The following is a 19739-nucleotide window of genomic DNA, read 5'->3' as shown; positions in this document are numbered from 1 at the left end:
TCTCAATTCACGTCGGTTTGCCTGGACGCGGCCAGCGAACGCCAGACTGGCCGCAGCGCCTCGTGCGCCAATGTGTAGGACGGAGCCATCGCCTCATAGGCAGCGGCAAGTTTTCGATCGCTGGGCTCGGACGCACGGAGCAACGGTGTGACCCATTCACTGACGCAATCGTCCATCGATGCGTACTGGCCGACGCAGACCGCAGCAATCATTGCAGCGCCCGCCGCACCGGCCTCCTCGCGCTCGCTGGTGCGAATGTCGGCGCCGATCGCAGCACCCAGGATATTGCGCAGCGCCGGGCTCCTGGCCGCTCCGCCGGTCAGGCGGATTTCCTTGGGCAGCGGCCCCATGGCGGCGTAGCAATCGCGTGCCGCGAAAGCCAGTCCCTCGAACACCGCACGAACCATGTCGGCATAGCCGTGCCTGGACGAAATGCCGATGAAGCCGGCCCGGGCATTGGCATCGACGAACGGGCCGCGCTCGCCGGCCTCCGAGACATAAGGCTGGTAGAGCAACGAGCCTGGCTCGGACGACGATATCCACTGGTCGACCAGCGCGATCATCTCGCCATTGGTCCGTGTGATACCTTGCGAGGCGAGAATGCCGGAGGCGAGGCCAAGGACCCAGTCAATATTGAGCGTTGCCGCCATGTTCGACTGCATCTGCGCAAAGACGCCCGGTGCCGGCATCGTCATCGTGTAGCCGGTTGCAGCCTCATTGAGCAGAACCTCCTCCGGCGTTTCGGCAAGCCGCATATGCATTCCGGTGGAGCCAATGATCGAGCATCCCGGCTTGCGCTCGCGATCGAACAGGCCGGCGCCAAGCGCCGTGCAGGCGACATCGACATAGGCCAGAACGACCGGCGTGCCGGCGAGCAGACCGGTCGCTTTGGCTGCTGCCGCCGACAGCGAGGTGCTTTGCCTGGTGCCATCTACGATCGGCGGCAGCAGATGCCGGAGATCGGTGACTCCGAGTACCTCGAGCACATCATCTGAATAGCCGCGCGTGCGGAAGTCGCCGAAGGTAAAGGTGCCCTCGGACGGGTCGGTGGCGCGTTGGCCGGTCAACTTGAAATAGAGCCAGTCCTTGCAGTGGAAGGCCGTCGCTGCATTGGCAAGCATCGCGGGCATGTGGCGCTTCATGAAGACGAACTGCGATCCTTGCTGGCAGGCAGCGAGCCCGCTGCCGGTCTTTTCGAAGCGCAGCCGGTCCTCGGGCCGCGCGCGTATCTCCTCGACGACCGCGGCAGCGCGCGCGTCGAGCCACAGCCAGCCCTTGGCCACCGGCTCACCATCCTTGTCGATCAACCAGGTGCCGTCGCCCTGCCCGGTCACGGCGATGGCAATGGTCCGGCTGGCGAGGTCCGGCACCTTGTTGGCAAGCTCGCGCAAGGTCGTCGCGGTATCGGCCCAGGTGCGTGTCAAGTCCTGCTCGGCGCCGCCGCCCGGCAGTGTCTCGTACTTGTTGGGCAGCGCGGCGGCCGCGATCTGCCTGCCCGCCGTGTCGAAGGCGACGGATTTCATGACAGACGTGCCGGCGTCGACGCCGATCAGCACATCCCGCATCAGGCAAGCTCCGTGCCATGCGAAATGGCGTCACCGCTCGCCTGATCGAAGACGTGCAGGTTTTTTGGATCGATGCTGACCTTGATCGGCGCCCCGAGCTCCAGGCGGGTCCGGTCATGCTCAACCAGAACCAGCGAACCGCCGGCGAAATCGGCGGCGATATGGGTCTGATCGCCGAGCCATTGATTGGCCGAAACCGTGGCCGGCACGCCGTCCTTGGAGCGGCGGACAGCATAAGGCCTGACGCCGATGACGACGCGCTGCCGGTTGAGCAATTCGTCGCGAACCGGGCCGCTGAAGGCATCCTTGTCGTAGTCGAGCGAAAGCCCGTCGGGCAGCTTGAGATTGATCTTGCCGTCAGTCGTGCCGACATAGGCTTCGAAGACATTCATTGGCGGCTCGCCAACGAAGGTGCCGGTGAACAGGTTTGCCGGCCGCTCCTTGATCCTGTCAGGCGTATCGAACTGCTGCAGCACGCCGCCTTCCATGACGGCGATACGGTCGGCCAGCGCATTGGCCTCCGTCTGATCGTGGGTGACCAGGATCGCGGTCAGGCCGCGCTCCTTGATGAAGTGCTTGATGCGGCCGCGCAGCACAGCGCGAAGCTGCGGCTCGAGTTGGCCCATCGGCTCGTCCAGCAGGTGCAGGTTGGCTTCGCGGATCAGCGCCCGGCCGAGGCTGGCGCGCTGCTGCTGGCCGCCGGAGATCGAGCTCGGATAGCGCTCGAGAATGTCCTCTATCTCAAGCAGCTTGGCGATATGAGCAACCTTTGCATCGACCGCGCTCTTAGCCAGCCTGGCAGCCTTGAGGGCGAAGGCCATGTTCTCGCGCACGGTCAGGGGCGGGTAGAGCGAATAGCCCTCGAAGGCCATCGCGACGTTGCGCTTGACCGGCGGCAACGTGTGCACCTTGCGGCCGGCAACCGAGATTGTGCCGCGCGAGACCTCTTCGAAGCCTGCGATCATGCGCAATGTCGAGGTCTTGCCGCAGCCGGATGAGCCGAGCAGTGCCACGATCTCGCCCTTGGCGATTTCCATCGTCAGGTTCTTGACGGCGTGCACGCCGCGGTCGACCGGACCGTAGAACTTGTCGACGCCCGAAATGGTGATTGCGCTCGGGCTCATGCCGCTTCTCCACTGCGCAAATTGACGACATTTTTCGAGCCAATGCGCTCGCCGCTTGCACGATCGAACAGCAGGGCGCTTTTGCTGTCGACAGCGATATGCGCCCTGCCCTCGGATTGACCCGGTATCCCGGACGGACGCGAAACCAGGATTTCACGGCCTCGCACGGTGCGCACCAGTGTGACGATCTTCTCGTTGAGCGGCGTCTCGGCCTCGACCGTCACCGGGATGGCGCCGGACGTGCCTTCGTCAACAAAGGCCAGCGCCTCCGGCCGCAAGCCGATCACGCAGTCACGGCCGACCGCCGCCTCATGCGCGCCCGCCAGATGGACCTGGACATTGGACAGGCCGACATAGACGCCCTTGGCATCCCGGGACGGCTTGACGTCGAGCAGGTTGATGGTCGGGTCGCCGAACAGCCGGGCGATCTCGACGTTGGCCGGCTCGCGATAGATCTGTTCGGGTGTGCCTAGCTGTTTCACGACGCCTTGCGACATCACTGCGATGCGATCGCCAAGCGCCATCGCTTCCTTGTAGTCCTGGGTGACGTAGACAACAGTTGCGCCACGATCGGCGAGCAGTCTTGGCAGTTCGAGCCGCATTTCGAAGCGCAATTTGGCATCGACGTTGCGCAAGGGATCATCGAGCAGCAGAAGCGGCGGCGAGCCGACCAGGGCGCGGGCAAGCGCAGTGCGCTGCTTCTGGCCGTTGGACAGCGCCCGCGGCTTGTGGCTGAGCACATGGCCGATCTTCAACAGCTTGCCGACGCTCTCGACGCCAGCCTTGATCGCGCCCTGCGACGAATGCTTCGCCTGCAGCGGCGTGGCGATGTTGTCGAACGCCGTCATATGCGGGAACAGCGCGAAGTTCTGGAATGCCATGCCGACGCCGCGGAACTCGGCGTCGACGTCGGTCATGTCCTCGCCGCCGATGAGGATCTTTCCCTCGTCGGGGTCGATGACGCCGGCGACCAGCCGCAATAGCACCGTCTTGCCGGCGCCGGACGGCCCGAACAGGACCAGCGTTTCGCCGTCGGCGACGGTCAGCGACAGATTGTCGAGAACGGTCTGGCTTTTGTAGCGCTTGACGATGTTTCGCAGTTCGAGGCTTGCCATCGGACTATCCTTTCACCGCGCCAAGCGACAGGCCTTCGACGAGATAGCGCTGCGCATAAAGCGCGAGCGCCAGCGTCGGCGTGATCGACAGCACGATCGCGGCTGAGATCTGGCCGTACTGGATGCCGGAGGAGGTGATGAACGCCAGCGCGCCGACCGTCACAGGCTGCTTGTCGGCCGAGGCGAGCACCAGCGCAAAGACGAAATTGTTCCAGGCGAAGATGAAGGCGAGCAGGCCGGCAGCGGCAATGCCCGGCCCGGCGAGCGGCAACGCGATCTTGCGGAAGGTGGCAAACCAGGAATGGCCGGCAATGCGGTAGGCGTATTCGATGTCGGCCGGAATATCCTCGAAATAGCCGCGCACGATCCACAGGATCAGCGGCAGGCAGATCAGCTGGTAGACCCAGATCAGCCCGATATAGGTGTTGGCCAGCCCGAGCTTCTGGAAATAGAGGGTGAGCGGCAAAAGCACCAGCAGCGCCGGCGCGAACCGGAACGACAGCAGCGTGAAGGCGATGTCCTCCGAGCCGCGGAATTTGTGCCGGGCAAAGGCATAGGCTGCGGGAACGCCGAGCAGTAGCGCGACGGCAACCGAGGTGACCGACAGGAAGACGGAATTCCAGAGATTGCGCATGAAGGCGATGTCGAGCGTGCCGGCTGCCGTCATCAGCTTGCCTGTGATCAAGGCGGTGTAGTTGGCGAGCGTCGGCTCGAAGACAAGCTGCGGCGGGATCCGCAGGATTGTCTCGTTGGTCTGGAACGACATCATCAGGATCCAGACGATCGGGAACATGAAGAAGATCACGACCAGCGCCAGGGCTATGCCACGCAGGATGCGTTCGAGAAGGGAGGTGTGTTCCATGCCAGCCTCCTATGCATGGCCGCGGGCGCGTTCGCGCAGCCGCAGCCAGTTCTTGATGAAAATGTTCGAGAGGAAATAGGTGATCGCCCACAGGATGATCATCAGTGCTGCCGAGCGGCCGACATTGGTCGACTGGAAGAAGTTGAGATAGGCCTCCACCTGGAAGACGGTCAGCGTATCGCCCGGGCCGCCTTGGGTCATGGCGTAGATGATGTCGAACTGCTGGATTGAATCGAGCAGGCGGAACAGCGTCGCTGTCAGGATATAGGGGGTCAGCATCGGCAGGGTGATGCGGAAGAAGACGAAGCTGCGCGGCACGCCGTCGAGTGCTGCCGCCTCGAAGGGCTGCGTCGGCAGGCTGCGCAGTCCGGCAAGCAGTAGGATCATGATGAAAGGCGTGTAGACCCAGATGTCAACAAGGACGACGGTGAGCAATGCCGTCGACGGAGACGAGGCCCAGCGGAAATCCTGCAGCCCGATCAGGCTAGCGAGATAGCTGAGCACACCGAAGCCGGGATTGGTCATCAGCTTCCACATCAGCGCGGCGAGCGCCGGCGCCGTCATCAGCGGCATCAACAGCATGATCGAGATGAAGTTGTTTAACGTCGAGCGCTTCTGCAGCAGCATGGCGATGCCGAGACCGAGAAGCAGCTCGAGCACGACGGTGATGCCGGCGTAGAGCAGCGAAATCTCCAGCGTGTTCCAGAACTTCGGGTCGGTGAAGAAGGAGATATAGTTGTCGCCCCAGTTGAACTGCCGCGCCCAGGGTTGGCTCAACCGGTAGCGCTGGAACGAATAGACCACCGAGGTCAGGAACGGGATCAGGATTCCGATGCAGACCAGCAGGGCCGGCAGGCTGAGGAGGTAAGGCAGCACACGCTTGCTGATCCTGAAGCCCGACGGCCCGTTTCTTTGTATTGTCGCCGCAGTCATCTGCTGCTCCGTCATCCTGTTGCTTCGCCGTCCCGGCCGCCCAAGGGAGCAAGGCGGCCGGTCGGGCGAGCAGGCGGCACCTTTCGGGACCGCGTCGCAAACGATCACATCTCAAAGGCTGGCCCGCGACGGGCCAGCCTTTGCCGCGCCTTAGCCGAGCCCGGCTTCCTTGAGCTGACCGTTGATGCTCTCGGCGAGCTTGTCGAGGCCCTCGTCGACCGGCACTTCCTTGGCCACCATCTTCTGCAGCGTCGCCGCCCATTCGGTGGTGAGATCGAAGAACAGCGGCTGCGGAGTGAACTTGATGCTGGCGCCCGGCGCCGAGACGTCGAACATCTCGACATAACCGGGATAGCTCTTGTTCAACTTGTCCCGGAACATCTGGTCGTTCCAGACCGACTGGCGGACCGGATTGACGAAGTCCATCTTGGTCGCACCGAACAGTGCATGCTCGGGTCCGGATGCCCATTGCATGAAGTACCAGGTGGCGTCCTTGTCCTTGGAGAAGTTGGACATCGACAGCGACCAGATCCAGATATTGGGCGTCGGTGCCTTGGCGGCGGGATTGGCCTTGAACGCCGCGAAGGCGAGCTTGCCGGCCATCTTGTTATCGCCGCCATTCATGAAGTAGCCGAGAATGTCGGCATCGTAGATCATCGCCGAGGCGCCTGCACCGAGATCGGTGCCGACCTGGTACCAGGTATAGGTCGACCAGTCCTTCGGGCCGCTCTCCTGAATCATCTGGACCCACTGTTTGTGGAAAGCCTTGGATTCGGCGGTGCTCATCGCGGCCGACAGCTTGCCGTCAGCCGAGACGTTCAGGTCCTTCTGGTCGAAATTGGCGTAGGCCGACAGGAAGCCCGGGTGGATCGTTGCCCAGGAGCGCGAGCCGCGCACGCCGATGCCGTAGACGCCACCGCCGACGTCCTTGGTGAGCTTCGCCGCCGTAGCGACCATCTCATCCATATTGCCGGGAACGCTGACGCCGACCTTGTCGAACATGCCCTTGTTGTAGGTGATGTTGTTCTGTTCGAAGCCCCACGGAATGCACCACTGCTTGGCGTCGTCGGAGCCGAGCACTCCGCCAGGCTGGCCGTTCCAGGCGCAGGACTTTCTGACGCCTGGCAGGAAGTCGTCCCAGGCATATTTCGGGTTGGTCTTGGCCGGATCCTTGATCCATTCGTTGAGGTCGGTGATCCAGCCGGCCGGGCCGTAGGTCCAGGTCATGTAGGCGCCGGTCATGAAGGCATCGTATTCGGGCGAGCTGGCCGACAGCGCGGCGGTAACCTTGTCGAAATAGACGTCTTCGGGGAACACGTCATAGACGACATTCATGCCGGTCAACTGCTTGAAATTGTCGAGGTTGGCGATCATCGCATCGGCGTAAGGATGCTTGTTGAGTAACAGCTTGATGGTCTTGCCCTTATGCGCCTGCCAGTCGAAATCAGCCGCCAGGGCGCGGGTCTGCCCGAAATTGAGCAGTGTGCCGGCGGTGCTGGCGGCAAGGCCCATTGCACCGAGGCCCTTGATCAGCCCACGGCGGTCGACTTGTCCACGCAGGAACGCGTCGATGAGGTCTTTCTCTTTCTCATGCATTTCTCTTCTCCTCCACAGGGTAGTTTCAACGAAATGGTTGCCGGCTACCCGACCGGCGTCTGTTCCACGAGCGATCGCGCCGTCCGCTCGTCGGTTATCAAGCCTTTGAGATAGCGGCCCTCCAGCACTGATTTGATGGCACGAACCTTCACCTTGCCGCCGGCGACGGCGACGATCCTGCGGTTGCTGATGTCTTCGCGCGCCAGCGCCAGCGCCCGGTCGGAAAGCGTCGTCGCAACGGCCTTTCCGGCGTCGTCGAAGAAATGCCCGAGCAGTTCGCCGACGCCGCCATTGCGGCGGATCTCCTCCATTTCGCCCTTCTCGATCATACCGGTGGCGACAAGCGAGGCCTCACGCTCGGCGGTGCCGATGCCGGCGATAAGCAAGTCGGCGGACTTGGCGAGGTCGAAGACATCGCTGACGCCCTTCTGCCCGAGCAACACGGTTCGATCCTCGACCGTGTTGGCGAACATCGGTACGGGCATCACATAGGCCTCCGCACCGGTCCGTTCGGCGACGCGGTGGATGACGTCATGCGGATTGGCCGAGAACTTGCGCGTCAGGCCGCCAAGCAGCGAGACGAAACGGATCCGGCCGGCCGATATGCGCGGCAGATACTCCACGCAGGCGGCAAGCGTGCGGCCGTGGCCGACGCCGATCAGCGCCTCCTCGCCGCGTTCGATCTCGCGCTTGAGAAACTGCGCGCCGGCGATGCCGAGCGCCTTGAGCGGCAGGTCTTCGGCATCGAAGTCCGGAACCACCTCGCAATAGTCGAGGCCGTAGCGGCCGGACAACTCGTCCTCAAGCTCCACGCATTCGGAGACTTCGCCGTCGATATAGACTTTGACCAGGCCTTCCTGATTGGCCTTGGTGATCAGGCGATGCGCCTTGAGGCTGGTCAGGCCGAGCCGCTTGGCGACCTCCGACTGGGTCAGGCCGCCGGCATAGTGAAGCCAGGCGGCACGGGCTGCCATACCTGTCTCATCGTCGCGCAGCAGGCCGTTGCCAAAACCAACCATTTCCGCCCTTTGATATTTTTATCAGTTGCTGCAAAATTTTTCACAAGGCGTCGCCCGAGTCAAGCAACCGCTGCGTTTAAATCGCCGACCAGGAGCTTGCGGGCCGGGGTCGATAGGGCCGCGCTACCCAACGGGCAAGAAATCACACCAACCGCGCGCCATTTAAAACGTTTGCAATTTCGCTTGAAGTGATTACAAACGTTTCAAACTTCGTTCGGGAGGAACGATGCCGGCCCGCGTTACCACCCTCAAGGAACTTGCTGCGCAGCTCGGCCTGTCAATCACCACCGTTTCGCGGGCCCTTGCCGGCCACGAGCAGATCGCCTTGAAAACGCGCCAACGTGTCACCGAGGCCGCGCGCCTGGCCGGCTATGTGCCGAATACCGCAGCCCGCACGCTGGTCTCCGGCCGCAGCGGCTTTATCGGCATGGTGCTGCCGATCCGCGGCCCCAATCTGGTCGATTCCTTCCTCGGCGAATTCGTCACAGGGCTCGGCGAAGGGCTGGTTTCGCACGGCTCCGACCTGATCCTGGCCGCAGCGGCGCAGGGCCAGTCGGAACTTTCCGTGCTTCGCCATGTCGTCGAATCGGGCCGCGCCGACGGGGTCGTCGTCACCCGTATCGCCGAGGTCGACGAGCGGCTTGCCTATTTGCGCCAACGCAATTTCCCGTTCGTCGCGCATGGCAGGCTGCTCGACGGCGACTTTGCCTACCATTGGCTCGATACCGATGGCGCACATGCTTTCGGCGAAGCCTTCGACATGCTCTACGACCTTGGACACCGGCATTTCGGCCTGGTGACGATTTCCGAGCCGATGACGTTTCGCCATCTTAGGCAGGATGGGCTCGCCGCCGCGATCGCCCGCCGGGGCGATCCGTCGGTCAGGCTCGATGTGGCGACGGCGCCGCGTTTCGATCGCGGTGCCCGCATCCAGGCGATCAACCGGCTGCTGCACGCTGCCGAGCGGCCGACGGCGATTGTCGCGCTGTTCGACGAGCTGGCGCTGACTGTGATGGAAGAGGCGGGGCGCGCCGGACTTGCCATTCCTCGCGACCTGTCGGTGATCGGCTTCGACAACATAGCCGCCTCCGCCTATGCGCCGCCGGGGCTGACCACTTTCGACGCCTCGATCCGCCAGTGCGCGCGCGAGATCGGCGAGATGCTGCTGACCGTCATTGGCGACAGGCCGACCACGCCGCTGACGCGGCTGGTGCGGCCGATACTTGTCTCACGGGCAAGCCATGGCCCGGCATCCACAGGACGGAACTGACGCCTTAGCGGCGCACAACCAGGGAGGAAGATGACGATGAATGCGTTGAGGACATTGGCAGGTGCAGTGCTGGCGTTGTCGCTTGCTGCCGGCGCAGCACAAGCCCAGCAGGTGTTGTTCTGGTCGACACAGGCGCGACCAGTGGAAGAGACACAGAAGATGCGCAGCGAAGTGCTGAAGGGGTTTGACGGCCAGGTTGACTATCAGGTCGCCGAGGACGGGCCCTGGCTCACCCGCCTTCAGGCCGAACTGCAGGCCGGCTCCGGCACCATAGGTGTGCTCGGCGGCCTGCACGGAGACTTCTCCACCGTGGGCGCGAACCTTGTCGATCTCTCTGGCGTCGATCTCGGTGGCGTCAAGGTCAACGAGACCTACAAGAAGCTCGGCATGCTCGGCACCGGCGAGCAGAAGTACCTGCCATGGATGCAGGCCACCTTTCTGATGGCGGCAAACAAACAGGCGCTGCAATATCTGCCGGCCGGCACCGATCTCAACACCATCACTTATGACCAACTGATCGAGTGGGCGAAAAACATCGCGGAAAAGACCGGTTCGCCCAAGTTCGGTTTTCCGGCCGGCCCGAAAGGGCTGAAGCATCGTTTCTTCGAGGGTTTTCTCCTTCCGTCTTATACCGGTTCGATGGTGACCAAGTTCCGCTCGGCGGAGGCCGAGACGGCGTGGAACAAATTCAAGGAGTTGTGGCAGTACACCAACCCGAATTCGACCAACTATGCCTTCATGCAGGAGCCGCTGCTGACCGGCGAAGTGTGGGTGGCATTCGACCACGTGGCGCGGCTTGCCGACGCCTTTAACCAGAAACCCAATGACTTCGTCGCCTTCCCGGCGCCGGCTGGCCCGGCAGGCCGCGGCTACATGCCGGTGGTGGCCGGTGTCGCTATCCCGAAGACCTCGCCTGACATGGACAAGGCCAAGGCGCTGGTCGCCTATATGCTGAAACCGGAAACCCAGATCGCGACGCTGAAGGCGACAAACTTCTTCCCCATCGTCGACGTCAAGCTGCCCGACGACATGCCGGCCTCGGTGAAGGCTTTCAGCCCAGTGATCGCCACCATGACCGGAGCTCCCGATGCGTTGCCGGCGCTGCTGCCGATGGGACTTGGCGGCCTCGGCGGCAAGTTCAATCAGATCTACACCGACAGCTTCGAGCGCATCGTGCTCGGCGGCGAGGATGCGCACGGCGTGCTCGACGAACAGGCGACGGCGCTGAAAGCGATCATCGAACAGGCGAAGGCGCCGTGCTGGGCGCCTGACAAGCCATCGCAAGGCGCCTGCCCGGTCGATTAGGAATCCTCCCTGGGCGTCCGGATTTCTAGCGCGCCGGGCGCCCACCCTTTTTTCAAGCGTCGAATAGAGAGCGCTCCATGCACGGCAAGGCCCTTCCCTATCTGCTGCTGATGCCGGCGACGCTGTTCCTCTGCGTCTTCTTCCTCTACCCGTTCGCGCTGGTTGCCTTCGAGGCGTTCACCCGCGACGGCGGTTTTACGCTCGATAATTTCCGCACCATGGCGGGCAGCTGGAAGTTTCCGGTCACTGTCCGCAATACGCTGCTGCTGAGCGCCATCGTCGTGCCGATCCAACTGGTAATGGCGCTGCTGATGGCAACGGTGGTGTCGCGGCTTGAAACCGGGCGCGGCGCTGCGCTTTACATCTTCGCTATTCCGCTCGGCATCTCCGATCTCGCCGCCGGGCTGATCTGGCTCGCCATCTTCGACCAGTCCGGCTTCCTGAACACCTTGCTCTCCAATCTCGGCGTCATCGACAGGCCGGTTATGTTCCTCGGCTACCAGAGCAAGCTGACGATCTTCATCGCCGTGGCGCTGGCCGAGATCTGGCGCGCGACCGCCATCATGATGGTCATTCTAGTCGCCGGCATGGGGCTGATCCCCCGGGAATACTACGAGGCGGCGGAGGTTTTTGGCGCTAGCCCGTGGAAGCGCTTCATCAAGATCACGCTGCCTCTGCTGCGCCCAAGCCTGCAGACGGCCATCATCCTGCGCGTCATCCTTGCCTTTGAAGTCTTTGCCGTGGTTGCAGCACTCGGCGGCACCAATCTGCCGGTGCTGATGGGCGAGACCTACAATTGGCAGTTCACGCTGCAGGACCACAATGTCGCCGCCGCCATGGCGCTGTTCATCCTCGCCATCTCGATCGGTTTCACGCTGTTCTTCCTGCGGGTGCTGCGTGTGCCGAAGGAGGCGCGGATATGAGCACGGTCGCGGAGCTCTCGATCGCCGCGCCTGAGGCCCGCAAAGCCGGTAACTGGTTGCTGGTCGCCACCGTCATCCTGCTTTGCGTCTGGGTGCTGCTGCCGATCTATCTGTTGATCGTCAACGCGCTGTCGTCGCCGGAACAGGTGACCGCCTTTCCCAAGCGCTTCTTCCCGTCATTCGATTTCGGCAGCCTTTCTTTCTTCATCAATTTCGCCGGTGTCGCCAAGGCGCTGTGGAACTCCGTTCTCGTCGCCACGCTGACGATGCTGCTCTCGATCGGCTTCGGCGCACCCGCGGGCTACGCGCTGTCGCGCTTCGATTTTCCAGGCAAGGAAACGTTCCGTTTCCTCGTGCTGATGACCCGCGCCTTCCCGCTGCCGCTGCTGGCGCTGCCGCTGGCGGTGATGTTCATCCGCACCGGCCTCGACGATACCGCGATCGGGCTGGCGCTGGTCCACACCACGCTGGCGCTGCCGTTTGCCGTGCTGATCACCTTCTCGCTGTTCTCCGGCATCCCAGTCGAGCTGGAGGAAGCTGCCTGGACGCTGGGCTGCACGAGATTGCAGGCATTCCGAAAAGTCATTCTGCCGCTGGCGCTGCCGGGCATCGCGGCGTCGGCGGTGTTTGCCTTCACCATCTCCTGGAACGAGGTGTTTGCCGCCGCAGTGCTCACCATAGAGAACCGGACGCTGACCGCCTTCCTGCTGCAGAGCCTCGGCGAGTCGCCGCTCTACCTCAAATTTGCCGGTGGCGCGGCACTGGTCATTCCGGCGCTGATCTTCATCTTCGCCGTCCGCAAATATCTGTTCGCCATGTGGGGGATCGCCAATCGATGACGCGCACAAAAGAGAACGCCGATGGCTGAGATCGTCATCAAGCAGGTGGCAAAACGTTTCGGCGGCTTCACCGCACTGCATTCGATCGACCTGACCATCACCGACCAGGAATTCATGGTGCTGCTTGGCGCCTCGGGCTGCGGCAAGACCACGCTGCTGAGGATCGTCGCCGGGCTGGAAACGCCAAGCCAGGGCGAGGTCTGGATCGGCGGCCGTCGCGTCGACCATCTGCCGCCGCGCGACCGCGGCATCGCCATGGTGTTCCAGAATTACGCGGTCTTTCCGCACCTGACGGTATTCGAGAACATCGCCTTCGGCCTGCGCATGAAGAAGCTGCCGCAGCAGGAGGTCGACGGGCGCGTCAACCGCACCGCGGAGCTCATGCATATCGAGCAACTTTTGAAGCGCTATTCAGGCCAGCTTTCCGGCGGCCAGCGCCAGCGTGTGGCCGTCGCCCGCGCGCTCGCCATGGAGCCCGATGTGATCCTGATGGACGAGCCGCTATCGAACCTCGACGCGCTGCTCAGGCTCGAAATGCGCGCCGAGCTCAAGGGCGTGCTGGCGGCGTCCAAGACCACCACCATCTACGTTACCCACGACCAGGTCGAGGCGATGAGCCTTGCCGACCGTATCGCCGTCATGCATCAGGGCCGTATCGTCCAGGCGGCCTCGCCGGTAGAGGTCTACCGCAATCCGGCGGCCCGCTTCGTCGGCTCCTTCATCGGCAACCCGCCGATGAATTTCATCCCGGCGACGAAGACTGCGAACGGCAACTGGACCGTCGCCGGGGTGACGCTGCCTGGCCCCAAATCGGACAAGCAGACAATAGAATTCGCCATTCGCCCCGAGGATGTGGACGCCGGCAACGAAGGTATTAACGCCACCGTGCGCGTCGTCGAGCCGCTCGGACCGCACACGCTGGTCACCTGCGATGTCGAGGGCGGCCTGTTTCGCGCCATTCTCGAATCGAACGCCACGGTCGCCGTCGGCGATCACTTGCGGCTTTCGCCCAAACCCGATCGCATCCGCTGGTTCGATCCCGAAACCACGAACGCCCTTTGATCCTCCCTTCGATCCTGAAAGTACGAACGCCCCGATGATATCTCTTGCCATTGACGAAACCATCGCCCGCGCCGTCGAGGTGCTCAGGGAAAATGACCAAGGCACCTATACCATACCGACCAAGGGCCTCTACCCGTTCCAGTGGAATTGGGATTCCTGCCTGACCGCCCTCGGTCTTGCCCACTATGACGAGGCCCGAGCCTGGACCGAGATCGACACGCTGTTCGCTCACCAGTGGCCGGACGGCATGGTGCCGCACATCGTCTTCCACGTCTGGAGCGACGGCTATTTCCCCGGGCCGGAGGTCTGGCGAACGGACCGCCCGACCGCCACCTCGGGCATCACCCAGCCGGCAGTCGCCGGCTTTGCCGTGCGCCGTCTGTTCGATCAGGCCAAGGACAAGAAACTGGCGGCCGAGCGCGCCCGTGCGCTGCTGCCGAAAATCGATGCCTGGCATCGCTGGTTCTACGAAAATCGCGACCCGAACGGCGAAGGGCTGGTCGCCATAATTCACCCATGGGAGTCCGGCCGCGACAACTCGATCGACTGGGACGAGGCGTTCGAGCGCGTGCCGACCGAAGGCGTCGAGCCCTACACCCGCCGCGACATCCTGCACGCCGACCCTGCGCATCGACCGACCAGGGCCCAGTACGATCGCTATATCTGGCTGCTGCAGCATTTCCGCGAACTTGGTTGGGACAACACCCGGCTGCACGATGCCTCGCCCTTCCAGGTCGTCGATCCCGGCTTCAACGCCATCCTCATCCGTTCCGCCGCCGACCTTGCCGATCTCGCCGATACACTTGGCGAAACCGAAATCGCAGAAGCCAATCGCGCCCGTGCCGAAAAGGGGCTTTCGACGATGGAACGGCTGTGGAGCGACACACATGGCCAGTACATTTGTTTCGACCGAGTGGCCGGAAAGCTCGTGGACAGCGCGTCGGTCGGCGGCATTCTGCCGGTGTTTTCGGCCATTCCGGAAAGCCGGGCAGCGGCCATCGCTGCAACGATCGAGCGCATCGCCGGCAAAGCGCGTTACATCGTCCCCTCGCACGATCCTGGCGATGGACGCTTCGACCCAAAGCGCTACTGGCGCGGCCCGGTCTGGCTGGTGGTCAACTACATGATCGCCGACGGCCTTGCCGCCGCCGGCCACAGCCAAATCGCACAACGGATCACGCAATCCAGTCTCGACCTGATCGCCGAGAGCGGTTTTGCCGAATATTACGGTCCCCTCAGCGGCGAGCCGCTCGGCGGCAATCGCTTCACCTGGACCGCGGCGATGGTGATCGAGTTTCTGAACGCTCGAGGCTGACGGCCGGTCGCGATTGGCAGTCCCGCAAGGTTTGACAACCAGCAGTCCGTGTCTATCGTCGGCCTTTTCCAGGAGCGGCGCATGATGACAACATCCGTGAGCGCTCTGTCCCCGCTGACCGCCGAGCTTCTGTCGCGGCTGGAAAAGCGGCTGGACAGATCAGCGATTGTCTCGGCTGAGGAGGCCGGACCACGCTACCGGGAAGATCCCGACGGCAAGGACGGCGCGCCGCCAGCGATCGTCTTGCGTCCACGCACGACCGGCGAGGTGTCGGACATTCTGCGCCTGTGCAACGAGGCCGGGCAGAGGCTCGTCATCCAGGGTGGCCGCACCGGTCTTGCGGGCGCGGCGCGCATCCAGCCCGGCGAGGCGGTGCTGTCGCTGGAGCGCATGACGGCGGTCGCGGCGCCCCACCGCGAGGCGGCGACGATCGTCGCCGAGGCCGGCGCGCCGCTGCAAATGGTGCAGGACGCGGCCGATGCGGCCGGCTTGCTTTTCGGCGTCGACATCGGCGCGCGCGGCACGGCCACCGTCGGCGGCAATGTCGCCACCAATGCCGGCGGCATTCGCGTGCTGCGCTACGGCATGTACCGCGCGCAGGTGCTTGGGCTGGAGGCGGTGCTTGCCGACGGCAGTGTGCTCACGTCGCTCAAGGGCTTGCCAAAGGACAATTCCGGCTATGACCTCAACCAGCTCTTCATCGGCAGCGAAGGCACGCTCGGCGTGGTCACGCGCGCCTGCCTGCGGCTGCATCCCAAACCTGCCACCGAGGTCAATGCCTTCTGCGCAGTTCCATCGCTCGATGCGGCGATTGCGCTGCTTGCGCAGCTCCGGCAGAAGCTTGGGCCGTTGCTCTCGGCCTATGAGGTGAATCTCGCACCCCTCTATGGCGCCATGATCGCCGGCATGGAGGCGCCGGCGCCGCTGCCGGTCGGCTCACCCGTCTATGTGCTGGCCGAGATACAGGGCAGCGAGCCGGACCGCGACGGCGACCGCTTCGCCGCGGTGCTGATGCAGGCGGTTGAAGATGGCCTGATCGACAACGTCGTCGCCTCGCAATCGCCGCGCGAATTCCGGGCGCTCTGGGCGGTGCGCGAGGAGGCCAACCGTTTCCTGTTTTCGATGGCAGGACTGATCGGCGTCGATATCAGCATCCCGCTGGCGAAAATGGCGACTTTTCTGCGCGAGACGGAAGCCGTTATCAAGGCCGTCGACCCGAGCGCCGACATCTACGTCTTCGGCCATCTCGGCGACGGCAACCTGCATTACCAGGTCCGCACCGTGGATCCGGCGGCCGCATACGGGATCATCTACCGGGGTGTGGCCGCGGCTGGCGGCGGCGTCTCGGCCGAGCATGGCATCGGCCTCGACAAGAAGGAATGGCTGCATCTGGTGCGCAGCGACGCCGAGATCGCGGCCATGCGCCGCCTGAAAGCGGCCTTCGACCCGAACAACATCCTCAATGCCGGGCGCATCTTCGACCTCGCGCCGGGCTGAAATCGAAGGCACGTAGCGCTGGCCGGGCGCTGTCTCTATCTGGTCGCGGCCTTCAATTCCGCATGCGCAACCGCGATGCGGGCAGCAAGCGCGGCGTTGTTGCGGACAAGCGCGATGTTGGCCTTCAGGCTGCGGCCTTGTGAAAGCTCGTTGATGCGGGCGAGCAGAAACGGCGTCAGTTCCTTGCGCCCGATGCCGCGCTTCTCAGCCTCAGCCACGGCCGCTGCGATCGTGCCGTCGATGAACGCCGGATCGAGCGCGTCCGCTTCGGGAATCGGGTTGGCGACGAGAATGCCGGTGCCGGATTCCATCTCGTCATGCAGCAGCATGGCTCGCGCGACCTCGTCGGGGGTATCGAGGCGATGGTCGGCCTTGAGCCCGCTGGAGCGGGTGTAGAAAGCCGGAAAATAATCGCTCACATAGGCAATGACCGGCACGCGCTGAGTTTCCAGATATTCCAGCGTCTTCGCAATATCGAGTATCGACTTAACCCCGGCGCAGACGACGGTCGTGCCGGTCTGGCCGAGTTCGGTCAGGTCAGCGGAGATATCGAAAGTGGCTTCGGCGCCGCGATGCACGCCACCGACGCCGCCGGTCGCAAAAATACCGATCCCGGCTAAAGCGGCAATCCGCATCGTCGCCGAGACGGTGGTTCCGGCCGAGCCGCCGCGCACCATGATTGCGGCGAGATCGCGCCCGGAAGCCTTGACCACGCCCTTTGCCGCTGCCAGCTCTTCCAGTTCCGGGTCGTCGAGGCCAACCTTGATCTTGCCAGCGACCACTGCGATCGTGGCGGGCACGGCGCCGTTTTCACGCACCACGGTCTCGACACCACGAGCGGTTTCCAGATTGGCCGGATATGGCATGCCGTGGGTGATAATCGTCGATTCCAATGCCACCACCGCGCGGCCTTTATCAAGCGCAGCAGCGACTTCATCGTTCAAATGGACAAGGGAAGGTTTCATATCATCTCGCTTTCAGGCAGGAATGCGGTACATGCCGGCGGCAAGGAAGCGCGGCGACAGATCGGGGTGGACGCTGGATTCGCTCTCGGTGGTCAGTGTGGCAAGCAGCGCGCCGGTGCGCACGGCATGAGCGACCGGCTCACCCGAAAGCACCTTGTACAGGGTGCCGGCGATCATCGCGTCACCGGCGCCGGTGATGTCGACGGCCTGCGCTGGGACGGAGCGCATGGCCGTCACACCGCTCTCGGTCGCAACGGCAAATCCATGCGCACCCACAGTCACGATCACTTCGCCAGCGCCGGCCGCGCGCAGCGCTGCTGCTGCTTCCTCCGGCGTCAGCCGCCTGTCGGCATCCGTCATGCCGAGCATCGTATTGGCCTCGTCATGATTGGTGAACAGAAGATCGATGCCGGTCAGGTCCTTCGGCAGGCGCGCCGACTTCGGCGCCGATACCGTGTCGACTGCGAGCTTGAAGCGCGCACCGTGCTTGCGCGAGATCAGCGCTGCGATGGTCGCGGCCGGCAGGTTGCAGTCGATGAACACCCATGTCGCTGAAGCCAGATGCGGCCAGAAACGGTCGAGATAGGAGGGCAAAAACAGATCGAAGATCTCCATGTCGGCGATGCCGAGCACGAGATCGTTGTTGCGGTCGAGGATGGCCGCATATTCGGCCGTCGGCCGCTCCGTGGTGGTGATGACCTGGCTGACATCGGCGCCGAAATCACGCAAATGCCGCACCAGCGCGCGGCCGGTTTCATCCTCGCCGACGATCGAGACGAAGCTTATGTCGACACCGAGGCGGGCAAGGTTTTCGGCGACGTTGCGGGCAACCCCGCCGAAGCTGCGATAGCCGTCGACCGGGTTCGATGTCTCGAAGATCAGATCCTTCTTGGCGTGGTATTTGCGGTCGAGCACCGCGCCGCCGATGCAGACCATACGTTTGGACGCCGGCAAGACATAGCCGCGGCCGAGAATGTAGCCCTTGTTGATGAGTTGCACGATGTGGGCGGCGACCGTCGAGCGGGCAATGCCGAGCGCGGTTGCAATATCCTGCTGGCCGGCAAACGGATTCGCCGCAATGAGGTCGAGAACCGCTTGTTCTTGTGCTCCAAGGTCGTCCATCGTCTCACCTGGCCCGCCAAATTCGAGGCTGAACTCGATGTATGAAACAACAGATGATCTTGTCAACATTGGTTTGTCGAGGCGGCGTTTGACCAATCGGCGCTCCCGCGGCTCTGCCAGCCGGAGAGCGTGTGAGCGCATTGAAGAAAGGTACTTCGGAGGACGAAACTCGCTCTTGTCGACGTGCAGCATCAGGGAGGAACAGGGGCCTTAACGCCACGCCGAAGACTGCTAAGCCTTCAGCACCGAGACGGCCAATTCGCTGTTGTGGACATATTCATTGGCGTCAGGCTGCTTCTGCACAAGCAGGATGAACAGCAGGTCGGTTAGCGTCAGTTGCGCATCACGCGCGGTTATCGATGACGAGCGCGCGCGCTCTTCATCGGCGATCGTGTGGAGGCGAATATCGGCAACCCGGCTCAGCGGATTGTCGCGAAGCCCGGTGACGGCGATCACGGTGGTGCCGCGATTGCGGGCAAGTTCGGCTATCCGCAAGGTTTCGATGCTCGCCCCGGAATAGGAGAGCGCGAACAGCACGTCACCTCGTCCAAGCGTCGAGACATTGGCCATTTGCACGTGGCTGTCGCTGTCGTGCAGCACGTTGCGGCCGAGCTTCATCAGCTTGTATGAGAAATCGCGCGCCACCAGCGAGGATGCGCCGACGCCTGCCAAATGAATGCGGCGCGCACCGTTCAGCGCCTCGAGGGCCCTGCCGATTTCCTGCTCGGTGTTGGCCGCGACCGTCTGTTGCATCGACAAAAGCTTGCTGCCGATCAGCTTGCGCAGGATGACCAGATAGCTGTCGCCGACCTCGATCGAACCGTGGATCATGCCGGCCGGCACGTGCCATTCCTGCGACTTGGCCTCGCTGACGGCGAGCTTGAGCTCCTGATAGCTGGAATAGCCGAGCTTCTGGCTGAACTTGACGACGCTCGACTGGCTGCGGCCGATCTCGGCGGCAAGCGCCGCCGTCGACAGGCGCAGCATCTGGTCGGGATTATCGACGATATACCGACCGATCTCGCGGCCACCGGGCGCCATGATTTCGAGCTTGGCCTCGATTTTCTTCAGGATGGACATGCGTTCACCTGTTGCCAGTCACGGACAATGCCAAACCAAGGAATAAATTATTCCGTCTCTGATTGACAGCGAAGAATGAACCATCAAATCTCGACTGGTGCGGTTGTGCCCCAGCCTTCGGGCATGTCGACGATTCGGCCATGAAAG

At 63.2% G+C, this 19739-nt stretch carries 17 protein-coding genes; 7 read left to right on the top strand and 10 right to left on the bottom strand.

The genetic code is table 11. From position 1 onward, the window contains the following. Positions 1-2: 2 nt before the first annotated feature. The 7 genes from NKI79_RS09885 to NKI79_RS09855 all read right to left on the bottom strand — a co-directional run bounded on the left by NKI79_RS09885 (position 3) and on the right by NKI79_RS09855 (position 8214). Positions 3-1565: an FGGY-family carbohydrate kinase gene (locus tag NKI79_RS09885; protein ID WP_352476541.1), complete on the bottom strand. Its 1563-nt coding sequence runs from the start codon at positions 1563-1565 to the stop codon at positions 3-5. Continuing rightward, positions 1565-2689 carry an ABC transporter ATP-binding protein gene (locus tag NKI79_RS09880; RefSeq protein ID WP_352476540.1) on the bottom strand — a complete coding sequence of 375 codons (1125 nt, stop codon included), beginning with the start codon at positions 2687-2689 and terminating at the stop codon, positions 1565-1567. Before NKI79_RS09880 ends, NKI79_RS09885 begins: the two co-directional genes overlap by 1 nt. Then, entirely contained in the window at positions 2686-3804 is a 1119-nt protein-coding gene (locus NKI79_RS09875; protein ID WP_352476539.1) for an ABC transporter ATP-binding protein, read from the bottom strand. Before NKI79_RS09875 ends, NKI79_RS09880 begins: the two co-directional genes overlap by 4 nt. A gap of 4 nt (positions 3805-3808) precedes the next feature. After that, positions 3809-4666, bottom strand: a complete 858-nt coding sequence (locus NKI79_RS09870) for a carbohydrate ABC transporter permease (protein ID WP_023676025.1) — start codon at positions 4664-4666, stop codon at positions 3809-3811. Between the two features lie 9 nt (positions 4667-4675). After that, the gene (locus NKI79_RS09865) at positions 4676-5599 is read right to left on the bottom strand and encodes a carbohydrate ABC transporter permease (protein WP_352476538.1); all 924 of its coding nucleotides are present in this window, start codon (positions 5597-5599) and stop codon (positions 4676-4678) included. A gap of 150 nt (positions 5600-5749) precedes the next feature. Then, complete coding sequence (locus NKI79_RS09860; protein ID WP_254818725.1) at positions 5750-7195, bottom strand: ABC transporter substrate-binding protein; 1446 nt, start codon at positions 7193-7195, stop codon at positions 5750-5752. Between the two features lie 44 nt (positions 7196-7239). Beyond that, positions 7240-8214, bottom strand: a complete 975-nt coding sequence (locus NKI79_RS09855; protein WP_023676028.1) for a sugar-binding transcriptional regulator — start codon at positions 8212-8214, stop codon at positions 7240-7242. 226 nt (positions 8215-8440) lie between these two features. On the opposite strand from NKI79_RS09855, the gene NKI79_RS09850 reads away from it, so the two are divergent. From NKI79_RS09850 to NKI79_RS09820, 7 genes are all read left to right on the top strand, one after another. Beyond that, positions 8441-9484 (top strand): substrate-binding domain-containing protein, encoded by a 1044-nt coding sequence (locus NKI79_RS09850; RefSeq protein WP_352801357.1) that lies wholly within the window; start codon positions 8441-8443, stop codon positions 9482-9484. Positions 9485-9520: 36 nt separating this feature from the next. Next, positions 9521-10789 (top strand): ABC transporter substrate-binding protein, encoded by a 1269-nt coding sequence (locus tag NKI79_RS09845; RefSeq protein ID WP_352801356.1) that lies wholly within the window; start codon positions 9521-9523, stop codon positions 10787-10789. 77 nt (positions 10790-10866) lie between these two features. Beyond that, a complete protein-coding gene (locus NKI79_RS09840; RefSeq protein ID WP_352801355.1) occupies positions 10867-11712 on the top strand; it encodes a carbohydrate ABC transporter permease in 846 nt (281 codons plus the stop codon). Then, positions 11709-12551 carry a carbohydrate ABC transporter permease gene (locus tag NKI79_RS09835; RefSeq protein ID WP_254818730.1) on the top strand — a complete coding sequence of 281 codons (843 nt, stop codon included), beginning with the start codon at positions 11709-11711 and terminating at the stop codon, positions 12549-12551. The genes NKI79_RS09840 and NKI79_RS09835 overlap by 4 nt, the downstream gene beginning before the upstream one ends. Positions 12552-12572: 21 nt before the next feature. Continuing rightward, a complete protein-coding gene (locus NKI79_RS09830; RefSeq protein WP_352801354.1) occupies positions 12573-13613 on the top strand; it encodes an ABC transporter ATP-binding protein in 1041 nt (346 codons plus the stop codon). Positions 13614-13647: 34 nt separating this feature from the next. Continuing rightward, on the top strand, positions 13648-14928 hold the full coding sequence (locus tag NKI79_RS09825; RefSeq protein WP_352801353.1) for an amylo-alpha-1,6-glucosidase: 1281 nt from the start codon (positions 13648-13650) through the stop codon (positions 14926-14928). 81 nt (positions 14929-15009) lie between these two features. Continuing rightward, positions 15010-16425, top strand: coding sequence for an FAD-binding oxidoreductase (locus tag NKI79_RS09820; protein ID WP_352801352.1), 1416 nt, complete (start codon positions 15010-15012; stop codon positions 16423-16425). Between the two features lie 35 nt (positions 16426-16460). Here the strand turns inward: NKI79_RS09820 and NKI79_RS09815 are convergent, their stop codons facing one another. From NKI79_RS09815 to NKI79_RS09805, 3 genes are all read right to left on the bottom strand, one after another. After that, complete coding sequence (locus NKI79_RS09815; protein WP_352801351.1) at positions 16461-17390, bottom strand: pseudouridine-5'-phosphate glycosidase; 930 nt, start codon at positions 17388-17390, stop codon at positions 16461-16463. A gap of 12 nt (positions 17391-17402) precedes the next feature. Beyond that, entirely contained in the window at positions 17403-18512 is a 1110-nt protein-coding gene (locus NKI79_RS09810) for a carbohydrate kinase (protein WP_352801350.1), read from the bottom strand. A 231-nt stretch (positions 18513-18743) separates the two neighbouring features. Then, positions 18744-19592, bottom strand: a complete 849-nt coding sequence (locus tag NKI79_RS09805) for a MurR/RpiR family transcriptional regulator (protein WP_352801349.1) — start codon at positions 19590-19592, stop codon at positions 18744-18746. Positions 19593-19739: the final 147 nt, after the last annotated feature.

The sequence above is a fragment of the Mesorhizobium sp. M0340 genome (genome assembly GCF_040321535.1).
Taxonomy (GTDB): domain Bacteria; phylum Pseudomonadota; class Alphaproteobacteria; order Rhizobiales; family Rhizobiaceae; genus Mesorhizobium.
Note: the sequence above shows the minus strand (reverse complement) of the source record. Positions and strands in the feature narration are given on the sequence as shown.